Annotated in this window: 17 protein-coding genes; 11 read left to right on the top strand and 6 right to left on the bottom strand. The window is 70.5% G+C overall.

Going from position 1 to position 15780, the window contains the following annotated elements; all coding sequences use genetic code 11:
* Window positions 1-28 precede the first annotated feature (28 nt).
* Together OG588_RS37430 and OG588_RS37435 are read right to left on the bottom strand one after the other, a co-directional pair.
* Window positions 29-502, bottom strand: coding sequence for a MarR family winged helix-turn-helix transcriptional regulator (locus tag OG588_RS37430; protein WP_405951083.1), 474 nt, complete (start codon window positions 500-502; stop codon window positions 29-31).
* A gap of 120 nt (window positions 503-622) precedes the next feature.
* The gene (locus OG588_RS37435) at window positions 623-1540 is read right to left on the bottom strand and encodes an alpha/beta hydrolase (RefSeq protein ID WP_405951084.1); all 918 of its coding nucleotides are present in this window, start codon (window positions 1538-1540) and stop codon (window positions 623-625) included.
* Between the two features lie 161 nt (window positions 1541-1701).
* Here OG588_RS37435 and OG588_RS37440 point away from each other — a divergent pair, with 161 nt between their 5' ends.
* A complete protein-coding gene (locus tag OG588_RS37440) occupies window positions 1702-2604 on the top strand; it encodes a helix-turn-helix transcriptional regulator (RefSeq protein WP_405951085.1) in 903 nt (300 codons plus the stop codon).
* Between the two features lie 10 nt (window positions 2605-2614).
* On the opposite strand, the gene OG588_RS37445 is transcribed toward OG588_RS37440, so the two are convergent.
* Window positions 2615-3607: a 2-hydroxyacid dehydrogenase gene (locus tag OG588_RS37445; protein ID WP_405951086.1), complete on the bottom strand. Its 993-nt coding sequence runs from the start codon at window positions 3605-3607 to the stop codon at window positions 2615-2617.
* Between the two features lie 148 nt (window positions 3608-3755).
* Window positions 3756-4667, bottom strand: a complete 912-nt coding sequence (nac, locus tag OG588_RS37450) for a nitrogen assimilation transcriptional regulator NAC (protein ID WP_019061094.1) — start codon at window positions 4665-4667, stop codon at window positions 3756-3758.
* Between the two features lie 294 nt (window positions 4668-4961).
* On the opposite strand from nac, the gene OG588_RS37455 reads away from it, so the two are divergent.
* The 9 genes from OG588_RS37455 to OG588_RS37495 all read left to right on the top strand — a co-directional run bounded on the left by OG588_RS37455 (window position 4962) and on the right by OG588_RS37495 (window position 13400).
* A complete protein-coding gene (locus OG588_RS37455) occupies window positions 4962-5741 on the top strand; it encodes a LamB/YcsF family protein (RefSeq protein ID WP_405951087.1) in 780 nt (259 codons plus the stop codon).
* Between the two features lie 5 nt (window positions 5742-5746).
* A complete protein-coding gene (locus tag OG588_RS37460; protein ID WP_405951088.1) occupies window positions 5747-6574 on the top strand; it encodes an allophanate hydrolase subunit 1 in 828 nt (275 codons plus the stop codon).
* Entirely contained in the window at window positions 6567-7553 is a 987-nt protein-coding gene (locus OG588_RS37465; protein WP_405951089.1) for a biotin-dependent carboxyltransferase family protein, read from the top strand. The genes OG588_RS37460 and OG588_RS37465 overlap by 8 nt, the downstream gene beginning before the upstream one ends.
* Window positions 7554-7880: 327 nt before the next feature.
* A complete protein-coding gene (locus tag OG588_RS37470; protein WP_366098631.1) occupies window positions 7881-9191 on the top strand; it encodes an MFS transporter in 1311 nt (436 codons plus the stop codon).
* 86 nt (window positions 9192-9277) lie between these two features.
* Window positions 9278-10021: an SDR family oxidoreductase gene (locus OG588_RS37475; protein WP_019061099.1), complete on the top strand. Its 744-nt coding sequence runs from the start codon at window positions 9278-9280 to the stop codon at window positions 10019-10021.
* A gap of 5 nt (window positions 10022-10026) precedes the next feature.
* On the top strand, window positions 10027-11241 hold the full coding sequence (locus OG588_RS37480) for an aspartate transaminase (RefSeq protein WP_405951090.1): 1215 nt from the start codon (window positions 10027-10029) through the stop codon (window positions 11239-11241).
* An 18-nt stretch (window positions 11242-11259) separates the two neighbouring features.
* Window positions 11260-11934 carry a 4-carboxy-4-hydroxy-2-oxoadipate aldolase/oxaloacetate decarboxylase gene (locus tag OG588_RS37485; protein WP_405951091.1) on the top strand — a complete coding sequence of 225 codons (675 nt, stop codon included), beginning with the start codon at window positions 11260-11262 and terminating at the stop codon, window positions 11932-11934.
* Between the two features lie 131 nt (window positions 11935-12065).
* Complete coding sequence (locus OG588_RS37490) at window positions 12066-12677, top strand: hypothetical protein (RefSeq protein ID WP_405953303.1); 612 nt, start codon at window positions 12066-12068, stop codon at window positions 12675-12677.
* A 123-nt stretch (window positions 12678-12800) separates the two neighbouring features.
* Window positions 12801-13400 (top strand): sigma-70 family RNA polymerase sigma factor, encoded by a 600-nt coding sequence (locus OG588_RS37495; RefSeq protein ID WP_405951092.1) that lies wholly within the window; start codon window positions 12801-12803, stop codon window positions 13398-13400.
* Here the strand turns inward: OG588_RS37495 and OG588_RS37500 are convergent.
* Together OG588_RS37500 and OG588_RS37505 are read right to left on the bottom strand one after the other, a co-directional pair.
* Window positions 13300-14613 carry a hypothetical protein gene (locus OG588_RS37500; protein ID WP_405951093.1) on the bottom strand — a complete coding sequence of 438 codons (1314 nt, stop codon included), beginning with the start codon at window positions 14611-14613 and terminating at the stop codon, window positions 13300-13302. The two genes, OG588_RS37495 and OG588_RS37500, sit on opposite strands and share 101 nt — an antisense overlap.
* A 36-nt stretch (window positions 14614-14649) precedes the next feature.
* Window positions 14650-15138 carry a MarR family winged helix-turn-helix transcriptional regulator gene (locus OG588_RS37505; protein WP_405951094.1) on the bottom strand — a complete coding sequence of 163 codons (489 nt, stop codon included), beginning with the start codon at window positions 15136-15138 and terminating at the stop codon, window positions 14650-14652.
* Between the two features lie 122 nt (window positions 15139-15260).
* Here OG588_RS37505 and OG588_RS37510 point away from each other — a divergent pair, with 122 nt between their 5' ends.
* Window positions 15261-15773, top strand: coding sequence for a YceI family protein (locus OG588_RS37510; protein ID WP_405951095.1), 513 nt, complete (start codon window positions 15261-15263; stop codon window positions 15771-15773).
* Window positions 15774-15780 lie beyond the last annotated feature (7 nt).

Genomic DNA, 15780 nt, shown 5'->3' on the forward strand with positions numbered 1-15780 from the left:
CGGGCCCTTGCATGGACGGTGCCGGTCCTCATATCCCGCCGTCGTTCAGCTCGGTCGTGGCGAGGCGCTCCAGCAGCTCGATGGCCTTCTCTACGTCCTTGCGCTCGTCCGGGGCGACCAACTGGTCGATGGCCCGCGCCAGGAAGGAGGCACGCCCCGCGAGCAGCTTCTCGACCAGTTCGGTCGCGGACGGGTCGGCGCTCATCAGCTTCTTGCGGCCGTCCTGCGCGTCGGGCTCGCTGCGGACCAGCCCGGCGGCCTTGAGCACCGCCAGGCTCTGCGCGATGGACTGCGCGCTGACCCGCTCCAGCGCGGCCAGCCGCGCCGCGGTGACGGGGCCCTCCCGTACGACGCTCGCCAGCACGCCGAGCTGCGTGAGGGTCAGGCCGGTCGCGTGCTGCCCCGATTCCGTGCGCAGCCGGGCGCGCAGCCGGGTCATCGCGTCGTTGAGCCGCTGAGCGGTCGCGACGGACTGCTGCTGCGGCGGGGGGTTCGTGGTCATGGATCCAACGTAAAACTACGCAAGTAACTTTGCCAAGTTACTTGCGTAGTTTCCTGCTGTCGGCTGGATCACACGGTCGGACCAGGCGGGCGGATCACACGGCCGGGTCAGGCGGGTGGATCACACCGCCAGCTGGGCGGCGAAGAAGTCGCCCAGCTTCTCGACGGCGGGCGTCACGTACTGCTCCTTGTCATAGAGATCGACGTGCGAAGCGCCCTCGATCCACGCCAACTCCTTTGACCCGGACGCCTTTTGGAACGCCTCCACGCTCATCCAGGACGTCACCGCGGCCCGCCCGACGATCAGCAGCAGCGGCCGCGGCGCGATCAGCGCGACAGACGCGAACGTGTCGAAGGCCGCGATGCGGTCGACGCTCGTCCAGGTCAGCGACTTGGCCGAACGGGGGTGCCCGGCGCGCGGAGTGCAGTAGTACTCCCAGCCCTCGTAGACATGCTGACCGCCCGCACGCGCCTCCTCCTCGGTGGCGGGGAAGACCGGGAAACGCTGGACGTCCGCACCACCGGCCTCCGCGGTGCGGGCCGCGGAGGCGGCGGCCAACATGCCCTCCACGACCGCCGGGTCCTGGGCGCCGTCCGCGCCGAGCCGGAACTGCCGTGACATGTCTACGGCGCTGACCGCGCCCACAGCCCGGATACGCGGGTCGGTCGCGGTCGCCGCGAGGGCGTAGCCGCCGGAGGCGCAGATGCCCAGCGCCCCGATGCGGCCGGGGTCGACCTCGTCGAGAGTGCCGAGGAAGGATACGGCGGCCTTGAGGTCCTCGACCCGCTGGCCCGGATCCTCCAGGCTGCGTGGCTCACCCTCGCTCTCACCCTGGTGGGCGGCGTCGAAGGCGAGCGTGACGAACCCGCGCTCGGCGAGCAGACGGGCGTACAGACCGGAGGCCTGTTCCTTCACCCCGGTGCCGGGATGCCCGACCACGATCGCGGGACGCGGCACCCCTGGCGTCACCTCGTCCGGGGTGTAGAGGTGGCCGGCGAGCTTCAGGCCCGCGCTGAGGAAGGTGACATCGGTACGCATGGGATGCACTCCAGTCGGAGGTGAGGGGAAGAGGGGGAGAGGAGGCCGGTGTACGGCCATGCACCCACCGTCGCCCCGCCCCATCCGGCGCCACCAGGGACGGCTCTGCCTATGCGGTTCTGTACCAGGCACGCCTGCGCCGACCCGGGGACACTGGACCCATGGCAGACCGTGACGCGCCGCCCCCCGCCGGCCCTGTCGGCCCCTCCGGCCCCTCCGGCAACGAACTGGGCGACTTCCTGCGCGCCCGCCGCGCGGACCGCGACCCGCACCAGGCGGGCTTCCCCGACGACGGCCGACTGCGACGCGTACCCGGCCTGCGCCGGGAGGAACTGGCGTATCTCGCGCACGTGAGCGTCGACTACATCGTCCGCCTGGAACAGGGCCGCACCCGCAGAGGCTCCCGCGCCGTCCTGGACGCCCTGGCCGACGCGCTGCACCTCGCCCCGGACGAGCGCACCTACCTCTTCACGCTGGCCGAGGTCGCGCCGGGCGCCTCCACCCGGCCGCCCGTACGTCGCGAAGTCGCCCCGCGGCTACGGCAGTTGCTGAACACCATGCACGACATCCCGGCGATGGTGCTGCACCGCGGCATGGACGTGCTCGCCTGGAACCGTGCTGCCGTCGCCCTCCTCACCGACTTCGGCGCGCTGCCCCCGGGCGAGTGCAACCTGATCCGGCTCACCTTCCTGGACGCCGACTTCCGGGCGCTGTACGTGGATTGGCCCCGGGCCGCCCGCGAGTGCGTCGCCGTGCTGCGTATGGAGGCGGGCCGCACCCCGCACGACCCGGCACTTGACACCCTGATCGCCGAACTCGCCGCCCGCGACCCGGACTTCCGCACCTGGTGGGCCGAGCACCAGGTACGGGGACCACGGCAACTCACCAAGACGTACGTCCATCCGGTCGCCGGTGAACTCACCCTCGACGTGCAGCAGTTCACCGTCGACACGCATCCGGAGCAGTTCCTCGTCGCGTACACGGCCCCACCGGACTCGCCTTCGTACGAGGCGTTGCGGTTCCTGTTGCAGTGGGCCGGCCTCAGCAGCACCCAAGCGGGGTGAACTGACGCGTTCAGCCGCCGACCGGTGCGCCCGCCACCGCCGAACTGCCGGGCAGGGGCGTACGAGCGGGTCGTTCGGCCAGTACATCGAGGATGTTGTCCACCGCCAGGTCGACCATCGCGGCCCGGGTCGCCTCGGTGGCCGACCCGATGTGCGGCAGCGTGACGATGTGCGGCTCGGCCACCAGCGGGGACAACTCCGTTCCCATCGGCTCCCGTTCGAAGACATCGAGCCCGGCGGAGTGCAGCCGCCCCTCCCGGACGGCGTCCAACAAGGCCTCCTCGTCCACGACTCCGCCGCGCGAGGTGCTGACCAGCGTGGCCGTGGGCTTCATCGCGGCCAGTTCGCGGGCCGAGATCAGATGGCGGGTCTCGTCGGTGAGCGGCACGTGCAGCGACACGACGTCGGAGTCGGCGAGCAGCGCGGCCAGGCCCACCGAGGTCGACAGGTCGTCGTCGGGCGCGTACGGGTCGTGGTGGATCACGCGCATCCCGAAACCGTGGGCGCGGCGGGCCACCGCGCGGCCGATCTGGCCGTAGCCGACCAGGCCGAGGGTGGCTCCGTGGACGTCCTGGCCGAGGTAGTCGTGCATCCGGAACAGTCCCCAGGAGCCGTCCGCGAGGCTCGCGGAGGCCGCGCCGATGCGGCGGCGGGCGGCGAGGATCAGCGCGAAGGTGAGGTCGGCGGTGGTCTCCGCGAGGACGCGGGGCGTGTGCGTGACGACGATGCCGCGTTCGGCGGCGGCGACGCGGTCGACGTTGTCGAAGCCCATGCTGGCCAGCGCGATGACGCGCAGGGAGGGGCCCGCCGCGTCCATGAGGGCGGCGTCCACGGAGTCGTTGCCGAGGGCCAGTACACCGCTCACGCCCGGGGCGATGGCCGCGAGGTCGGCGGGTTCGGGCTTGGCGGCACCGGGCCAGGCCACCAACTCGGCGCTCTCGGACAGGCGTTGCAGGCCTTCGCCGGGCAGGGTTTCACGGGTGGCGAGGACACGATTCTTCATGTTCTTCTCCAGTGACGAGCCATGTACAGCGATGTGCAGCCGTGCATTACCGGCCGGGCGGATCATTCGAAAGACGTTATTCGAAAGACGCTAGCCGCGGCGGTCACCGGAAACAAATAGCGGATTCGTCTGACGCTATCGGCCTTCCTTATTCTTCTCGATTCTTGTCGCTGTCGATCAGCTCCAGGAACAGATCGTGCACGGCCAGCGCGGGCTCCGAGAGCGGCTGATTGTCCGAGGTGACCACGGACAGTTTCACCGTGATCACGGGTTCCACGATCCGCCGTACGGACAGCGTGCGGACGTCGAGAATGGCCCGCGCCGCCGACCACGGCAGGACCGTCGCGCCGATGCCCGCGTCGACGGCGTTGACGAGGGTCAGCGCGGACTCGACCTCGCCGACCACGTTCAGCCGGAGCGAGGCCTGCTGGAAGGCGGCGTCCACGACCTGCCGGATCGTGTGGATACGGCTGGGGAGCAGCAGGGGCAGGTTCGCCAGCTCCGCCAGGTTCACCTCGCCCTTCCCGCATGGTGCCGTGTCGGCGGGCGCGCCGATCAGATACAGGTCCTCGGTGCGGACGGGCTCGAACTGGACGCCCCGGAGCGGACCGGCGCCGTAGATGAAGGCCATGTCCATGCGGCCGGTCATGATCGCCTCGCTGATCACGCCGCCGAAGTTCTCGTTGATGTGCAGCAGGATGTCCGGGTAGCGCTCGCGGACGCTCTTCAGGAGGGGCAGTGCGAGGGCCGCGCCCAGGCTGTACGGGGCGAGGCCCACCGAGACGCTGCCGGCGGGGGCCCGGCCGGAGACGTCGACGGCGGCCTGCGCGAGGTCCACCTGCCGGAGGATGAGCTGCGCGTGCAGGTAAAGCGCCCGGCCCGCCTCGGTCGGGGCGACCCCGCGCTTGCTGCGGATCAGCAGCTGCTGCCCGAACTGCGCCTCCAGGGCGGACAGTTGCTGGCTCAGCGCCGGCTGGGCGATGTGCAGGATGTCGGCCGCGCGCGTGATGCTCCCCGCGTCGATGATCTTGATGAACGAGTAGAGACGCCTGGTGTCCATTGCGCGGGGCCTTCCAGATGGAGCGAAGCCTCATCGTAGGGAGCGTTCACCCCGAAGCACAGCCCTGATGGGTGGAGGGTGTGAGGGGAGTCATAGCCGTTCGCGATAACGCCAGACCGAACGCATATTGGCGATCACGCGACCGGCGGAATAAGTTGAGCGGAACATCCAGACAGGAACACCCGCCCCGGAACATTCTCCGTTCCCGGTGTCACGAAGACGTGCTGGCATCTGTCATCCAGAATTCCCCGCCCCGGAATTCCCCCTTTCCGGCATTCCCTCCCGGAGGACGTCATGACTCCCATGGTTGATCTCGTCGCCGATCTCGGCGAGGGATTCGGCGCCTACACAATGGGCGACGACGCCGCCCTTCTGGAGTTGCTGACGTCCGCGAATGTCGCCTGCGGATTCCACGCCGGTGACCCCCGCATCATGGACGCGACCGTGCGGACGTGCGTGGAGAAGCAGGTCGCCGTGGGCGCCCACCCGAGCTTCCCCGACCTGGTCGGCTTCGGCCGCCGCGCGATGGACCTCACGCCGGAGGAGGTCCGCACGGACGTGCTCTACCAGATCGGCGCCCTCCAGGCCTTCGCCGTCGCCTACGGCACCCGCGTGCACCACGTCGCCCCGCACGGCCGCCTCGGCAACCTGGTCGCCGTCCGCGCCGACTACGCCCGCGCCGTCGTGGACGCCGTAGCGGCGCTGGACGAGTCGCTGATCGTCCTCGCGCAGGACGGCGAACTGGCCGACGCGGCCCGCGCCCGTGGCCTGCGCGTCGGCATCGTCGGCATCGCGGACCGCGCCTACCGCGCCGACGGCACGCTCGTGCCCCGCTCCGAGCCCGGCGCGGTCATCCACGACCCCGACGAGGTCGCCCGGCGCACCCTGCGCATGGTCACCGAGGGCGTCATCCGTAGCGTCGACGACACGGACGTCCAAGTCGCCTGCGACACCGTCCTGTTGCACGGAGACAGCCCCGGCGCCATCGCGCTCGCCGCCCGCATCCGCGAGCAACTCCTCACCGCCGGCGTCGAGATCACCTCCCTCGACAAAGTCCTGAGCGGCAAGGAGTGACCGACATGAACAGCCTCCTCGCGGACGACCCGATCGTGAACGGGCCCACTGCAAAAGGCAGTTACGGCAACACCAATACGAACGCCAATGCCCACGTGACGATCGCCGACTGTGGCGACTCCGCCCTGGTCGCCAAGGCCGTGGGCCTCGCCGCCGAACCCGCGTGGCAACTCGTCCACGCCCTCGCCGACGCCCTCAACGCGGTCCAACTCACCGGCGTCCACGACGTGGTGCCCACCTACGACGCCCTGCTCGTCGAGTTCGACTGCGCCGCCACCGACCACGACACGGTCCGCCGCGTCCTGGCCCACGAGGCGGCCCGCCTCGGCCCGCACCCCGCGCCCACCACACCCCCGCGCCGCTTCGTCGTTCCCGTCGTCTACGGCGGCGAGTACGGCCCCGACCTCCCCGAGGTCGCCGCCCAACTCGGCCTGACCGAGGGCGAGATCATCGCCCTGCACTCCGGTTCCGACCTCACCGTGCGCTGCCTCGGCGCACCCGCCGGAGCCCCGATGACGGACGGCCCGCCCTTCCCGAAACCGGTACCGCGCCTCGCCTCCCCCCGCACCCGGGTCGACGCAGGCTCGGTCGCGGTCGCCGGACGCCAGGCGGTCATCTGCCCGATGCCTTCCCCCGGCGGTTGGCCGCTCCTGGGCCGCACCCCGGTACGCGTCCTCGACCTGCACAGCGACCCGATCACCGCGTACCGCCCCGGCGACACCTTCTGCTTTCGTCCCATCGAGCCCCAACAGTGGGACGACTACGCCGACTTGAGCCTGGCGGACTGTACGGACCCGGCAGACCTGGCGGGCCAGGAGGTCGGCCATGGCTGACACCCTCACCATCCGCACCCCCGGCATCGTCACCGTCCAGGACCTCGGCCGCGTCGGCCGCTCCCGCTACGGCCTGCCCGCCAACGGAGCCGCCGACCAGCACTCGGCGCGCGTCGCCAACGTCCTGTGCGGCAACCACGACCGCGCCCCGCTGCTGGAGATCACCGCCCTCGACTTCGCGTGCGTCCCCTCCGGCGACACCCTCATCGCGGTGACCGGCGCCCCCGCCGAGGTCACCGTGGAAGGCGTCGCACGCCCGCAGTGGGAACCGGTCCCGGTCCGAGCCGGCGAAACCATCAAGATCACCGGCATCCACCGCGGCCTCCGCGTCTACCTGGCGATCCTCGGCTCGTTCGAGGCCGACTACCTCCAGGGCAGCTGCGCCCCCGACACGATCCTCGGCTTCGGCCCCACGCTCCGCGTCGGCGACGAACTCACCCTGCGCACCGCCTGCCCGCCCATCGACCACCCCTTCTCCCGCATCCCCCTGTTCCGCCTGAAGGCGCCGGTCCCCCCGTTCCCCACCAGCTGGACCATCGACGTCACCGACGGCCCCGACCGGGCCGAGTTCGGCGACACGGGCCGGCGCCTGTTCGACGCCCCCTTCACGGTCACCCCGCGAAGCAACCACATAGGCCTGCGCCTCCAGGGCGCGGTACCCCGCCGCGTCACCCAGGGCGAGGTCCTCTCCCGCGGCGTCCCCATCGGCGCCGTGGAAGTACCCGCGGGAGACGAACTCCTCGTCCTGCACCGCGGCCGCGGCGTCACGGCCGGCTACCCCGTCCTGGCCGTGGTCACCGCCACCGGCCTCTCCGCCCTGGCCCAGGTCCGCCCCGGCCAAACCATCCACTTCCGCCACCGCACCCTCACCCAGGCAGTAACCGCCCACCGCACCCAACGCCAAGCGATAGACGCCCTGAGAACCAGAGTCCACACGGCTTTCGAGGCCCTACGCATCCGCGCCCCTGCGGAGGCCTGACCGCCAGCGCCTTTTCGGCACAGGCCCGCTTACGAAGGGGCGCGGGGCTGTGACATTTGCGGCTCCGCCGCGCGGGCGCGACAAGCCCCCACACCTCCTCGCACTTCTCGAACACAGGCCCGCTCACGAAGGGGCGCGGGGAACTGCGCGACAAGCCCCCACCGACCCGCACCAAACCCACAACCGCTCCCCACCTGCACATAGCCCACCCGCACACAAAACCCACCCGCACCCGCTCACCGCTCCCCGCCAACCCGCTGGAAGCACCCCGCACGGAGCCGTCGTAACGCCCCTCATCCCACGCCTGCTGCCCAGACAGGAGACGCCATGAGTACCGTGGCCGCTCAGCCAGTCCCCAACACGGTCGATCCCAGAACTGCCCGCAAGGTCACCCTCGCCGGGTGCGTCGGGATCTTCGCCGAGCTCTACGACAACGGCATCTTCGGCTTCATGGCCGGATCCCTCGCCGCCGTCTTCTTCCCCGGCTCCGACAACGCCGTCCAGCTCGTCTTCCTCGGCTACGCCGTCTCCTTCTTCTTCCGCCCCCTCGGCGCCGTCATCTGCGGCCACCTCGGCGACCGCATCGGCCGCCAGCGCATGCTGGTCTTCGTCATCCTGCTGATCAGCGCCGCCACCGCGGCCATCGGCGTACTCCCCAGCTACGCCAGCATCGGCATCGCCGCCCCCGCCCTGCTGATCCTGCTCCGCGTCGCCCAGGGCTTCTCCGTCGGCGGCGAGGCCTCCGGCGCGATGAGCTTCCTCGCCGAGCACGCCCCGGAGGGCAAGCGCGGCCTGTACACGAGCTACGCGCAGATCGCCTCGTTCCTCGCGCTGCTCACCGGCACCCTGGTCGCCGCCGCGATGACCAGCGGACTCGGCTCCGCCCGCATGGAGTCCTGGGGCTGGCGCATCCCGTTCCTGCTCGCCGTGCCGCTCGGCATCGCCGGCATCTACATCCGCAAGCGCATCAGCGACACCCCCAACTTCACCCGCCTCAAAGAAGAGGACGGCCTCTCCAAGAACCCGCTCAAGGAGGCCTTCGCCTCCGCCGAGCACCGCCGCGCGATGCTGCTGGCCCTCTTCATCCCCCTGATGAACGGCTCCGGCTACTACGTCCTGTTCAGCTACATGCCCACCTTCATGAGCACCGAGCTGCACTTCGGCAAGGTCCAGGGCCTCCTCGTCACCGCCTCCAGCCTGGTCGCGATCTGTATCGCCATCCCCTACATGGGCCGCCTCTCCGACCGCATCGGCCGCAAGAAGGTCCTCGCCGGATCCGCCATCGCGATGGCCATCGTCGGCATCCCCTGTTACCTGCTGATCGGCACCGGCAACGTGGCCCTCGCCGTGATCGGCGCCTGCATCATGGCCGTTGTGTTCGCCGGCCACACAGGCGTCATCCACATACTCCTCGTCGAACTCTTCCCGACCCGTGTGCGCTACTCCGCCTACGGCCTGGGCTACAACGTCTCCTCCGCCCTCTTCGGCGGCACGGCCCCCCTGCTGATGACCTACCTCATCGACCGCACGGGCAACGTCAACATGCCGGCCTTCTACGCCGTGATCACGGCCCTGGGCACCCTGCTCGCCGTGTCCCGCGTGACGGACCGCGCCCACCTGCCCCTGCGCGACGCCTGACCGCACCACGCACCACGCACCACGCAACTCCCGCACCCGCACGTCCGTACAAAGCCCCCCACCCCGCACAGCAAGGAGCCCTCAGCATGCCCATCTCCGACTACAGGACGGCCCTCGTCACCGGAGCGTCGACCGGCATCGGAGCCGTGGTCGTCGAACGGCTCGCCAAGCGCGGCCTCGAAGTCCACGCCGTGGCCCGCAACGCCGACCGGCTCAACACCCTTGCCGACGAGACCGGTTGCATCCCGCACGCCGTCGACGTCACCGACACCGCGGCCCTCACCGCCGCACTCGACGGCCTGGAGATCGACGTCCTCGTCAACAACGCGGGCGTCTCCCGGACCGGCAACATCCTCACCGCCGACGAGTTCGCCGTCGACGAGCAGGTCGCCGTCAACATCCAGGCCGTCCTGCACCTGGTCCGCCTGCTGATGCCCGGCATGGTCGAGCGCGACCGCGGCCACATCGTCAACATCAGCTCCATCGCCGCCGTCTACAACTTCGGCGGCAACACGATCTACCACGCCACCAAGGCCGCCGTGCACACCCTCTCCCGCCAGCTCCGCGTCGACGGCTACGGCAAGCGCCTGCGCGTCACCGAGATCTGCCCCGGCCGCGTGGAGACCGAGATCTTCGGCCGCCTCCTCGGCGACATGGAGGCCGCCCAGCGCGAGTTCTACGACGGCTACGAGTCCCTGAAGCCCGAGGACATCGCCGACTCCATCGAGTTCGCCGTCGACTCGCCCCGGCACGTCAACATCGGCCACATCGAGATCCTGCCCACCTTCCAGGTGCCCGGCGGCCTCAACTTCGAGCGCAGGGAGGGCTGATCACCGTGAAGACGGCAGAGCGCCTGCGCCGTATCAAGCCCTCGCCGAGCACGGCGGCGGCCCAGCGCGTCCGCGAGCTGAAGAGCCAGGGGCTCACCATCCTCGACCTGACCGTGGGCGAGCCCGACTTCGACACCCCGGACCACGTCAAGGCCGCCGCGATCAAGGCCATCGAGGCCGGCGAGACCAAGTACACGCCGGTGAACGGCACTTCGGCCCTGCGCGCCGCGATCACCGGCAAACTCCGCGAGCGCCACGGCCTGGCGGTCACCGACGCGAACATCACCGTCGGCGGCGGCGCGAAGCAGGTCATCTTCCTCGCCCTGATGGCCACGCTGGACGAGGGTGACGAGGTCATCGTCCCCGCCCCGTACTGGGTGTCGTACCCGGACATGGTCCGCGCCAACGACGGCACCCCGGTCATCGTCGACTGCCCCGAGGCGGAGGGCTTCAAGCTCACGCCGGAGCGGCTGAGTTCGGCGATCACCGAGAACACCCGCTGGGTCGTCCTCAACACCCCGGGAAACCCCACCGGATCGGCCTACACCACCGCCGAACTCCAGGCCCTCGCCCAGGTGTTGCTCGCCCACCCGCACGTCGGCGTCCTCACCGACGAGATCTACGACGAGATCTGGTACGGCGACCAGGACGCCCCGTCCCTCGCGGCGGTCGAACCCCGCCTGGCCGACCGGGTGTTCCTCACCAACGGCGTCTCCAAGACGTACGCGATGACGGGCTGGCGTATCGGATACGGGGTGGGCCCGGCCGACCTGGTGACGGCGATCAACACCCTCCAGTCGCAGACCTCCTCGTGCCCCTCGTCCGTGAGCCAGGCCGCCGCTGCCGCCGCGCTCACCGGACCGCAGGACTTCGTCCAGGACACCGTGCGCGTCTACCGCGCCCGCCGCGACGAGACCGTGAAGCTCATCAACGACGTCCCGCAGCTCAGCTGCACCGTCCCGGACGGCGGCTTCTACCTCCTCGTCAACTGCCGGGCGGCCATGGGGCAGTTCACCCCCGCCGGCACCCGGATCGAGAGCGACGAGGACTTCGCCCTGCACCTGCTCGACAGTCGGCAGGTGGCGGTGATCCACGGAACCGCGTACGGCGCCCCGGGCTACTTCCGTATCTCCTTCGCCACGTCGACGGACGTCCTCACCGAGGCCTGCGAGCGCATCGCGACGGCGTGCGCCGAACTGACCTCCGCACCCACCGCCTGATCCCTCCGAAAGGTCATCATGATCCGCGTCAGCACGAAGTTTGAGCGGCCGGAGCCCGCCGTGGTCAAGCAGTTGAGCGCCTTCTCCTCGGCCACCATCCACGAGGCACAGGGCCGTCTCGGGGCGCTCGACTCGGCGATCAAGCCGGTCGACCACACCATGTCCCTGTGCGGCCCGGCGTTCACCGTCCAGTGCGCCCCGCGCGACAACCTGATGCTCCAGACCGCCATCGCCTACGCCCAGCCCGGCGACGTCGTGGTCGTCTCGGCGGGCAACTACGAGGAGGCCGGCTCCTTCGGCGACGTCCTCGCCAACGCCTGCCAGTCCAAGGGCCTCGCCGGTCTGATCACCGACACGGGCGTCCGCGACACCGAGGACCTGCGCGCCCTGGGCTTCCCGGTCTTCTCCCGCAGCGTCTGCATCAAGGGCACGGTCAAGGAGACCGTCGGCCCGATGTGCGAGCCGATCACCGTCGGCGGCGTGCTCGTCCGCCCCGGCGACATCATGCGCGCCGACGCCGACGGCGTGGTCGTCGTCCGCCGCGAGGACGCGGCCGAGGCCGCCACCCTCTCGCAGGAACGGATCGACGCCGAGGCCGGGTTCATCGCCGCGTACCGCGCGGGCAAGACGGTCGTGGAGATGTGCAACCTCGCGCCGGTGCTCGCGGCGAAGGGCCTCGTGATCGAGGAGTAGGACCGATCCGGCGGCGACCGCTCCTGAGCACCGGGCAGGGAAATACCGTACCCACGGCTGAGACCAAGGTTCGGATGTCAGGATGAGGCGCCATGAGGGCAGGGTGGTGTGCGCGCACAGTGAGGGCCGTGATGTTCGCGGCCGTCTGTGTGGTGCTCGCCGCCCTGGGCCACGTCCTGATGTCCGGCCGCCACGTACCCGGATGGGCCCTGGCCGCCGGACTCGCCGCGACCGGAGTGGTCGGCTGGTCCCTGGCGGGCCGTGAACGCGGCCTCCCGCTGATAGTGACCCTGGTGATCGCCACCCAGGCCGCCCTCCACTCGGCGTTCTCGCTCGCGCAGCCCGCGACGGGGACGACGGCGGGGCAGTCGGCGACCATGGACATGGGGTCGGCAGACATGGGCTCCATGCACATGAGTGCCACGGACTCCATGGATATGGGCCATGTGTCGGCCGCCACCACCAGCGGCACGTCCTCGCCCGGAATGCTCACCGCCCACCTGCTCGCCGCCCTGCTCTGCGGCCTGTGGCTGGCACACGGAGAGCGCGCCGCGTTCCGCGTCCTGCGGTCCGTCGCCGGCCGACTCGCGGCTCCGCTACGACTGCTGCTCGCGCTCCCCGTCCCACCGCACCGTCCGCGTCTCCGGCCGCGCCGCCCCCGTTCCGAGCGGGCGCCGCGGCTTCTCCTTCTCGTCCACGCGATCACCTCTCGGGGTCCGCCCCTGGGGACCGCTGTCGCCTGACGACAGCCGGTACCCCGGGCCGCGCCTACGCGCCTCGGGCCCAGGCCGTACCCCCGCGCCACGCCACTGCCGGGCGGCGCGGGACGGCCGATCCCCTTTCACGGTGACCGAGAAGGACCTCAGGTGATCACTCCTACCCTGCCCGCCTCGCCCGACGTGACGGAGTCGAGCGACGAGTCGCTGACCAACTGGGCGCTCGCCGCCCGCCACGGCGACTCCGCCGCCGTCGACCACCTCATGCGCGCCCTGCACCGCGACGTCCTGCGCTACGTCGCGTACCTCGGCGCGGACCCGCAGGCGGTCGACGACCTCGCGCAGGACACCTTCCTGCGGGCACTCGGCAGCCTGCACCGCTTCGAGGGCCGTTCCTCGGCCCGCACCTGGCTGCTGTCCATCGCCCGCCGCGCGGTGATCGACAGCTACCGCCGCGCCGCCGTCCGCCCACGCCTGTCCGACGTCCAGGACTGGCAACTCGCCGTAGAACTGGCCCAGCCCCAGGGCCTCCCCGGCTTCGACGACGGCGTGGCGCTCCTCGACCTCCTCGCCGTCCTGCCCGACGAACGCCGCGAGGCGTTCCTCCTCACCCAACTCCTGGGCCTGCCCTACGAAGAGGCGGCGGAACTCAGCAACTGCCCTGTGGGGACGGTCCGTTCGAGGGTGTCCCGCGCCCGGGCGACCCTCGTGCACCTGCTGGCCGACGAGGATGTCGCGTGCACCCTCTAGCGCGCTGACCTGCCCAGCCCAGTTTCAACGCGTCGGACCACTTCGGAGACGGGTTCGTCCGGGGTGCCATCGCCAGCGGCGGCGATGGCACCGGCGACCATGGACGGCGCGGCACCGGACGCCCGGAGTAGAGGCTGTAGGGGTACGTGGCCTCCTTCAACGGCAGGTCGGGCAGCGGGTGGAGGACCTCGAGGGAAGGGCAGGATCCGACGTGGACGCCGATGAGGTCGGGCATGCCGAGCAGGGCACTGACGTCTTCCAGCTTGTCCATGTCGAGCCACAGGAAGCGGAGGTTCTTGTGACCGGCCAGGCGGGAGAGGTCCCGCCAGTCGACGCCGTCGATCTGCAGCTCGGTGACCGACCCGGCCGGGAGGTCCTCGATGCGCGGGCAGTCGACGAACTCCAGTCTCCGCAGGGCGGAACAGTCCTCCAGGGCACGCAGCGAACCCAGGTTGGGCACCCGGCAGAAGAACAGGTCGTCCACCGGGGCACCGGTCAGGTCGCGGATCCCGGTCCAGCCGAGGTCCAGGTGGGTGAGCCGGGTCAGCCCGGACAGCTGCGCGGGGCTCTTGAAGGAGCGGCAGCCGCGCAGCGACAGGGTCTCCAGCGCCGGGAACGCCGTACCGAAACCGTCGGTGGAGCGCACCTTGGTGATGCTGAGGTCCAGCTCCCGCAGTTTCCGCAGGGCCGGCAGCGGCGTGAGGTCCTCCACGGCCCGGCAGCGGTGCAGGCCCAGCCGGGTCAGCTCGGTGAGGCGGGCGAGCGGGGCCAGGTCCTCGATGCCCGAACAGCCGTTGAGATCCAGGTCGGTGAGGCCGGTGAGCGTGCCGACCTCGCTCAGGTCGGTGATCTCCTCGCAGCGCTCGATGCCCAGCTCGCGCAGCATGGTGAGGTGGCGCAGACCGGTCAGCGAGGTCAGCCGGCGCAGGCGTACCGAGGTCCGGTTCTCACGTACGAGGGTGGGGGCGAGCAGGGCCGCGCAGAAGCCGTCCGGGTCGGCCACCTTGGGCCACAGCCGGATCAGCGCCTCCGCGCTCAACCCGGCCGTGCCGATGTACCGGGCGGCCAGGGCGAGTGCCGATCCGTCGTCCCGGATCAGGATGAGTTCCCCGATGGCCTTGCGTATCCTGGCCGGCTTGCCTGTTTCCAACAGCTCGCGGAGACCGGCGAGTTGGGAGGGATCGGCGCCGCTGCCCACGTCGCTCGAGTCCATGGCTCGACACTGTAGGGGCCGGGTCCGACAGGGGTGTCAGTTGGCCGCGAGGTCGGGGAACAGCGCGGTCAGCGCGTCCCGTTGCTCCCGGCCCACGAACTGGACGAGTCCCCGCTTGACCGTCTCGGCGAGTGACTCCGAGGCCTCGCGCAGGAGTTGGCGGGCCTTCTCGGTGAGGGCGACCTCGATGCCGCGCTTGTCGCCGCAGACGGACTTGCGGGTGACCAGGCCCGCGTGCTGGAGACAGGCGATCTGATACGTCAGCCGGGTCTTCGGGCGGCCGAGCAGCTCGGCGACCCGGGTCATCCGCAGCCCCTCCGGCTGCTCGGCCAGCAGGCAGAGCACCAGGAACTCGTCGTGCGAGACGTCGAGGTTCCCCTTCACGACCGAGCGCAGCTCCTGCTCCACCGAGCCCGTCGCCGCCACCAGCAGCATCCAGGCGCGCAGCTCGGGCGGGAGCAGCCCGTCGCCCCGCATGGAGGGGCATTGGGGCTGGTCGGCGGGGCGCTCAACAGGGTCGGCCATGGTGTCGAGTCTACCTGTTGTCCAATTTTGGAGGAGGTGGTTGTTCAGATTTGGATAATGGGCTAGCGTGGCGCTCATAAGGCTCATTCAAATTTGGACTACTGGAACCAGTGGGAGAGATCATGACCGTCGCCGTCGAAACCGGGGTGTGGCAGCTCGACCAGACCGCCTCCACCGTGGGCATCAGCCACAAGACGATGTGGGGCCTGGTCAATGTGAAGGGCACCTTCGGCACCTTCAACGGTCAGGGCGAGGTCCGGGGCGACGGCTCCGCGGTCGGCACCCTGACCCTGGACGCCGCTTCCCTGGACACCAAGAACGCCAAGCGCGACAAGCACCTGCGGTCCGCCGACCTGTTCGACACCGACAAGTTCCCGGAGATCACCTTCGCGGTGCGCAGCGTCGAGCTGACCGGAGACACCGTGCACGTCGTCGGTCAGCTGACCGTCCACGGCATCAGCCGCCCGCAGACCTTCACGGCCCGCCTCAAGGGCGCGACCGGTGAGGCACTCACGCTGGACGCCGAATTCACCGTGGACCGCGACCAGTTCGGCCTGGGCTGGAACCAGCTCGGCATGCTGCGCGGCCTGACCACCGTCACCACCACGCTCCGCTTCCTGCGTACGGCGGCCTGACGTACCG

Origin of the sequence: Streptomyces prunicolor, from assembly GCF_045162825.1 — a bacterium.
Taxonomy (GTDB): Bacteria; Actinomycetota; Actinomycetes; order Streptomycetales; family Streptomycetaceae; genus Streptomyces; species Streptomyces prunicolor.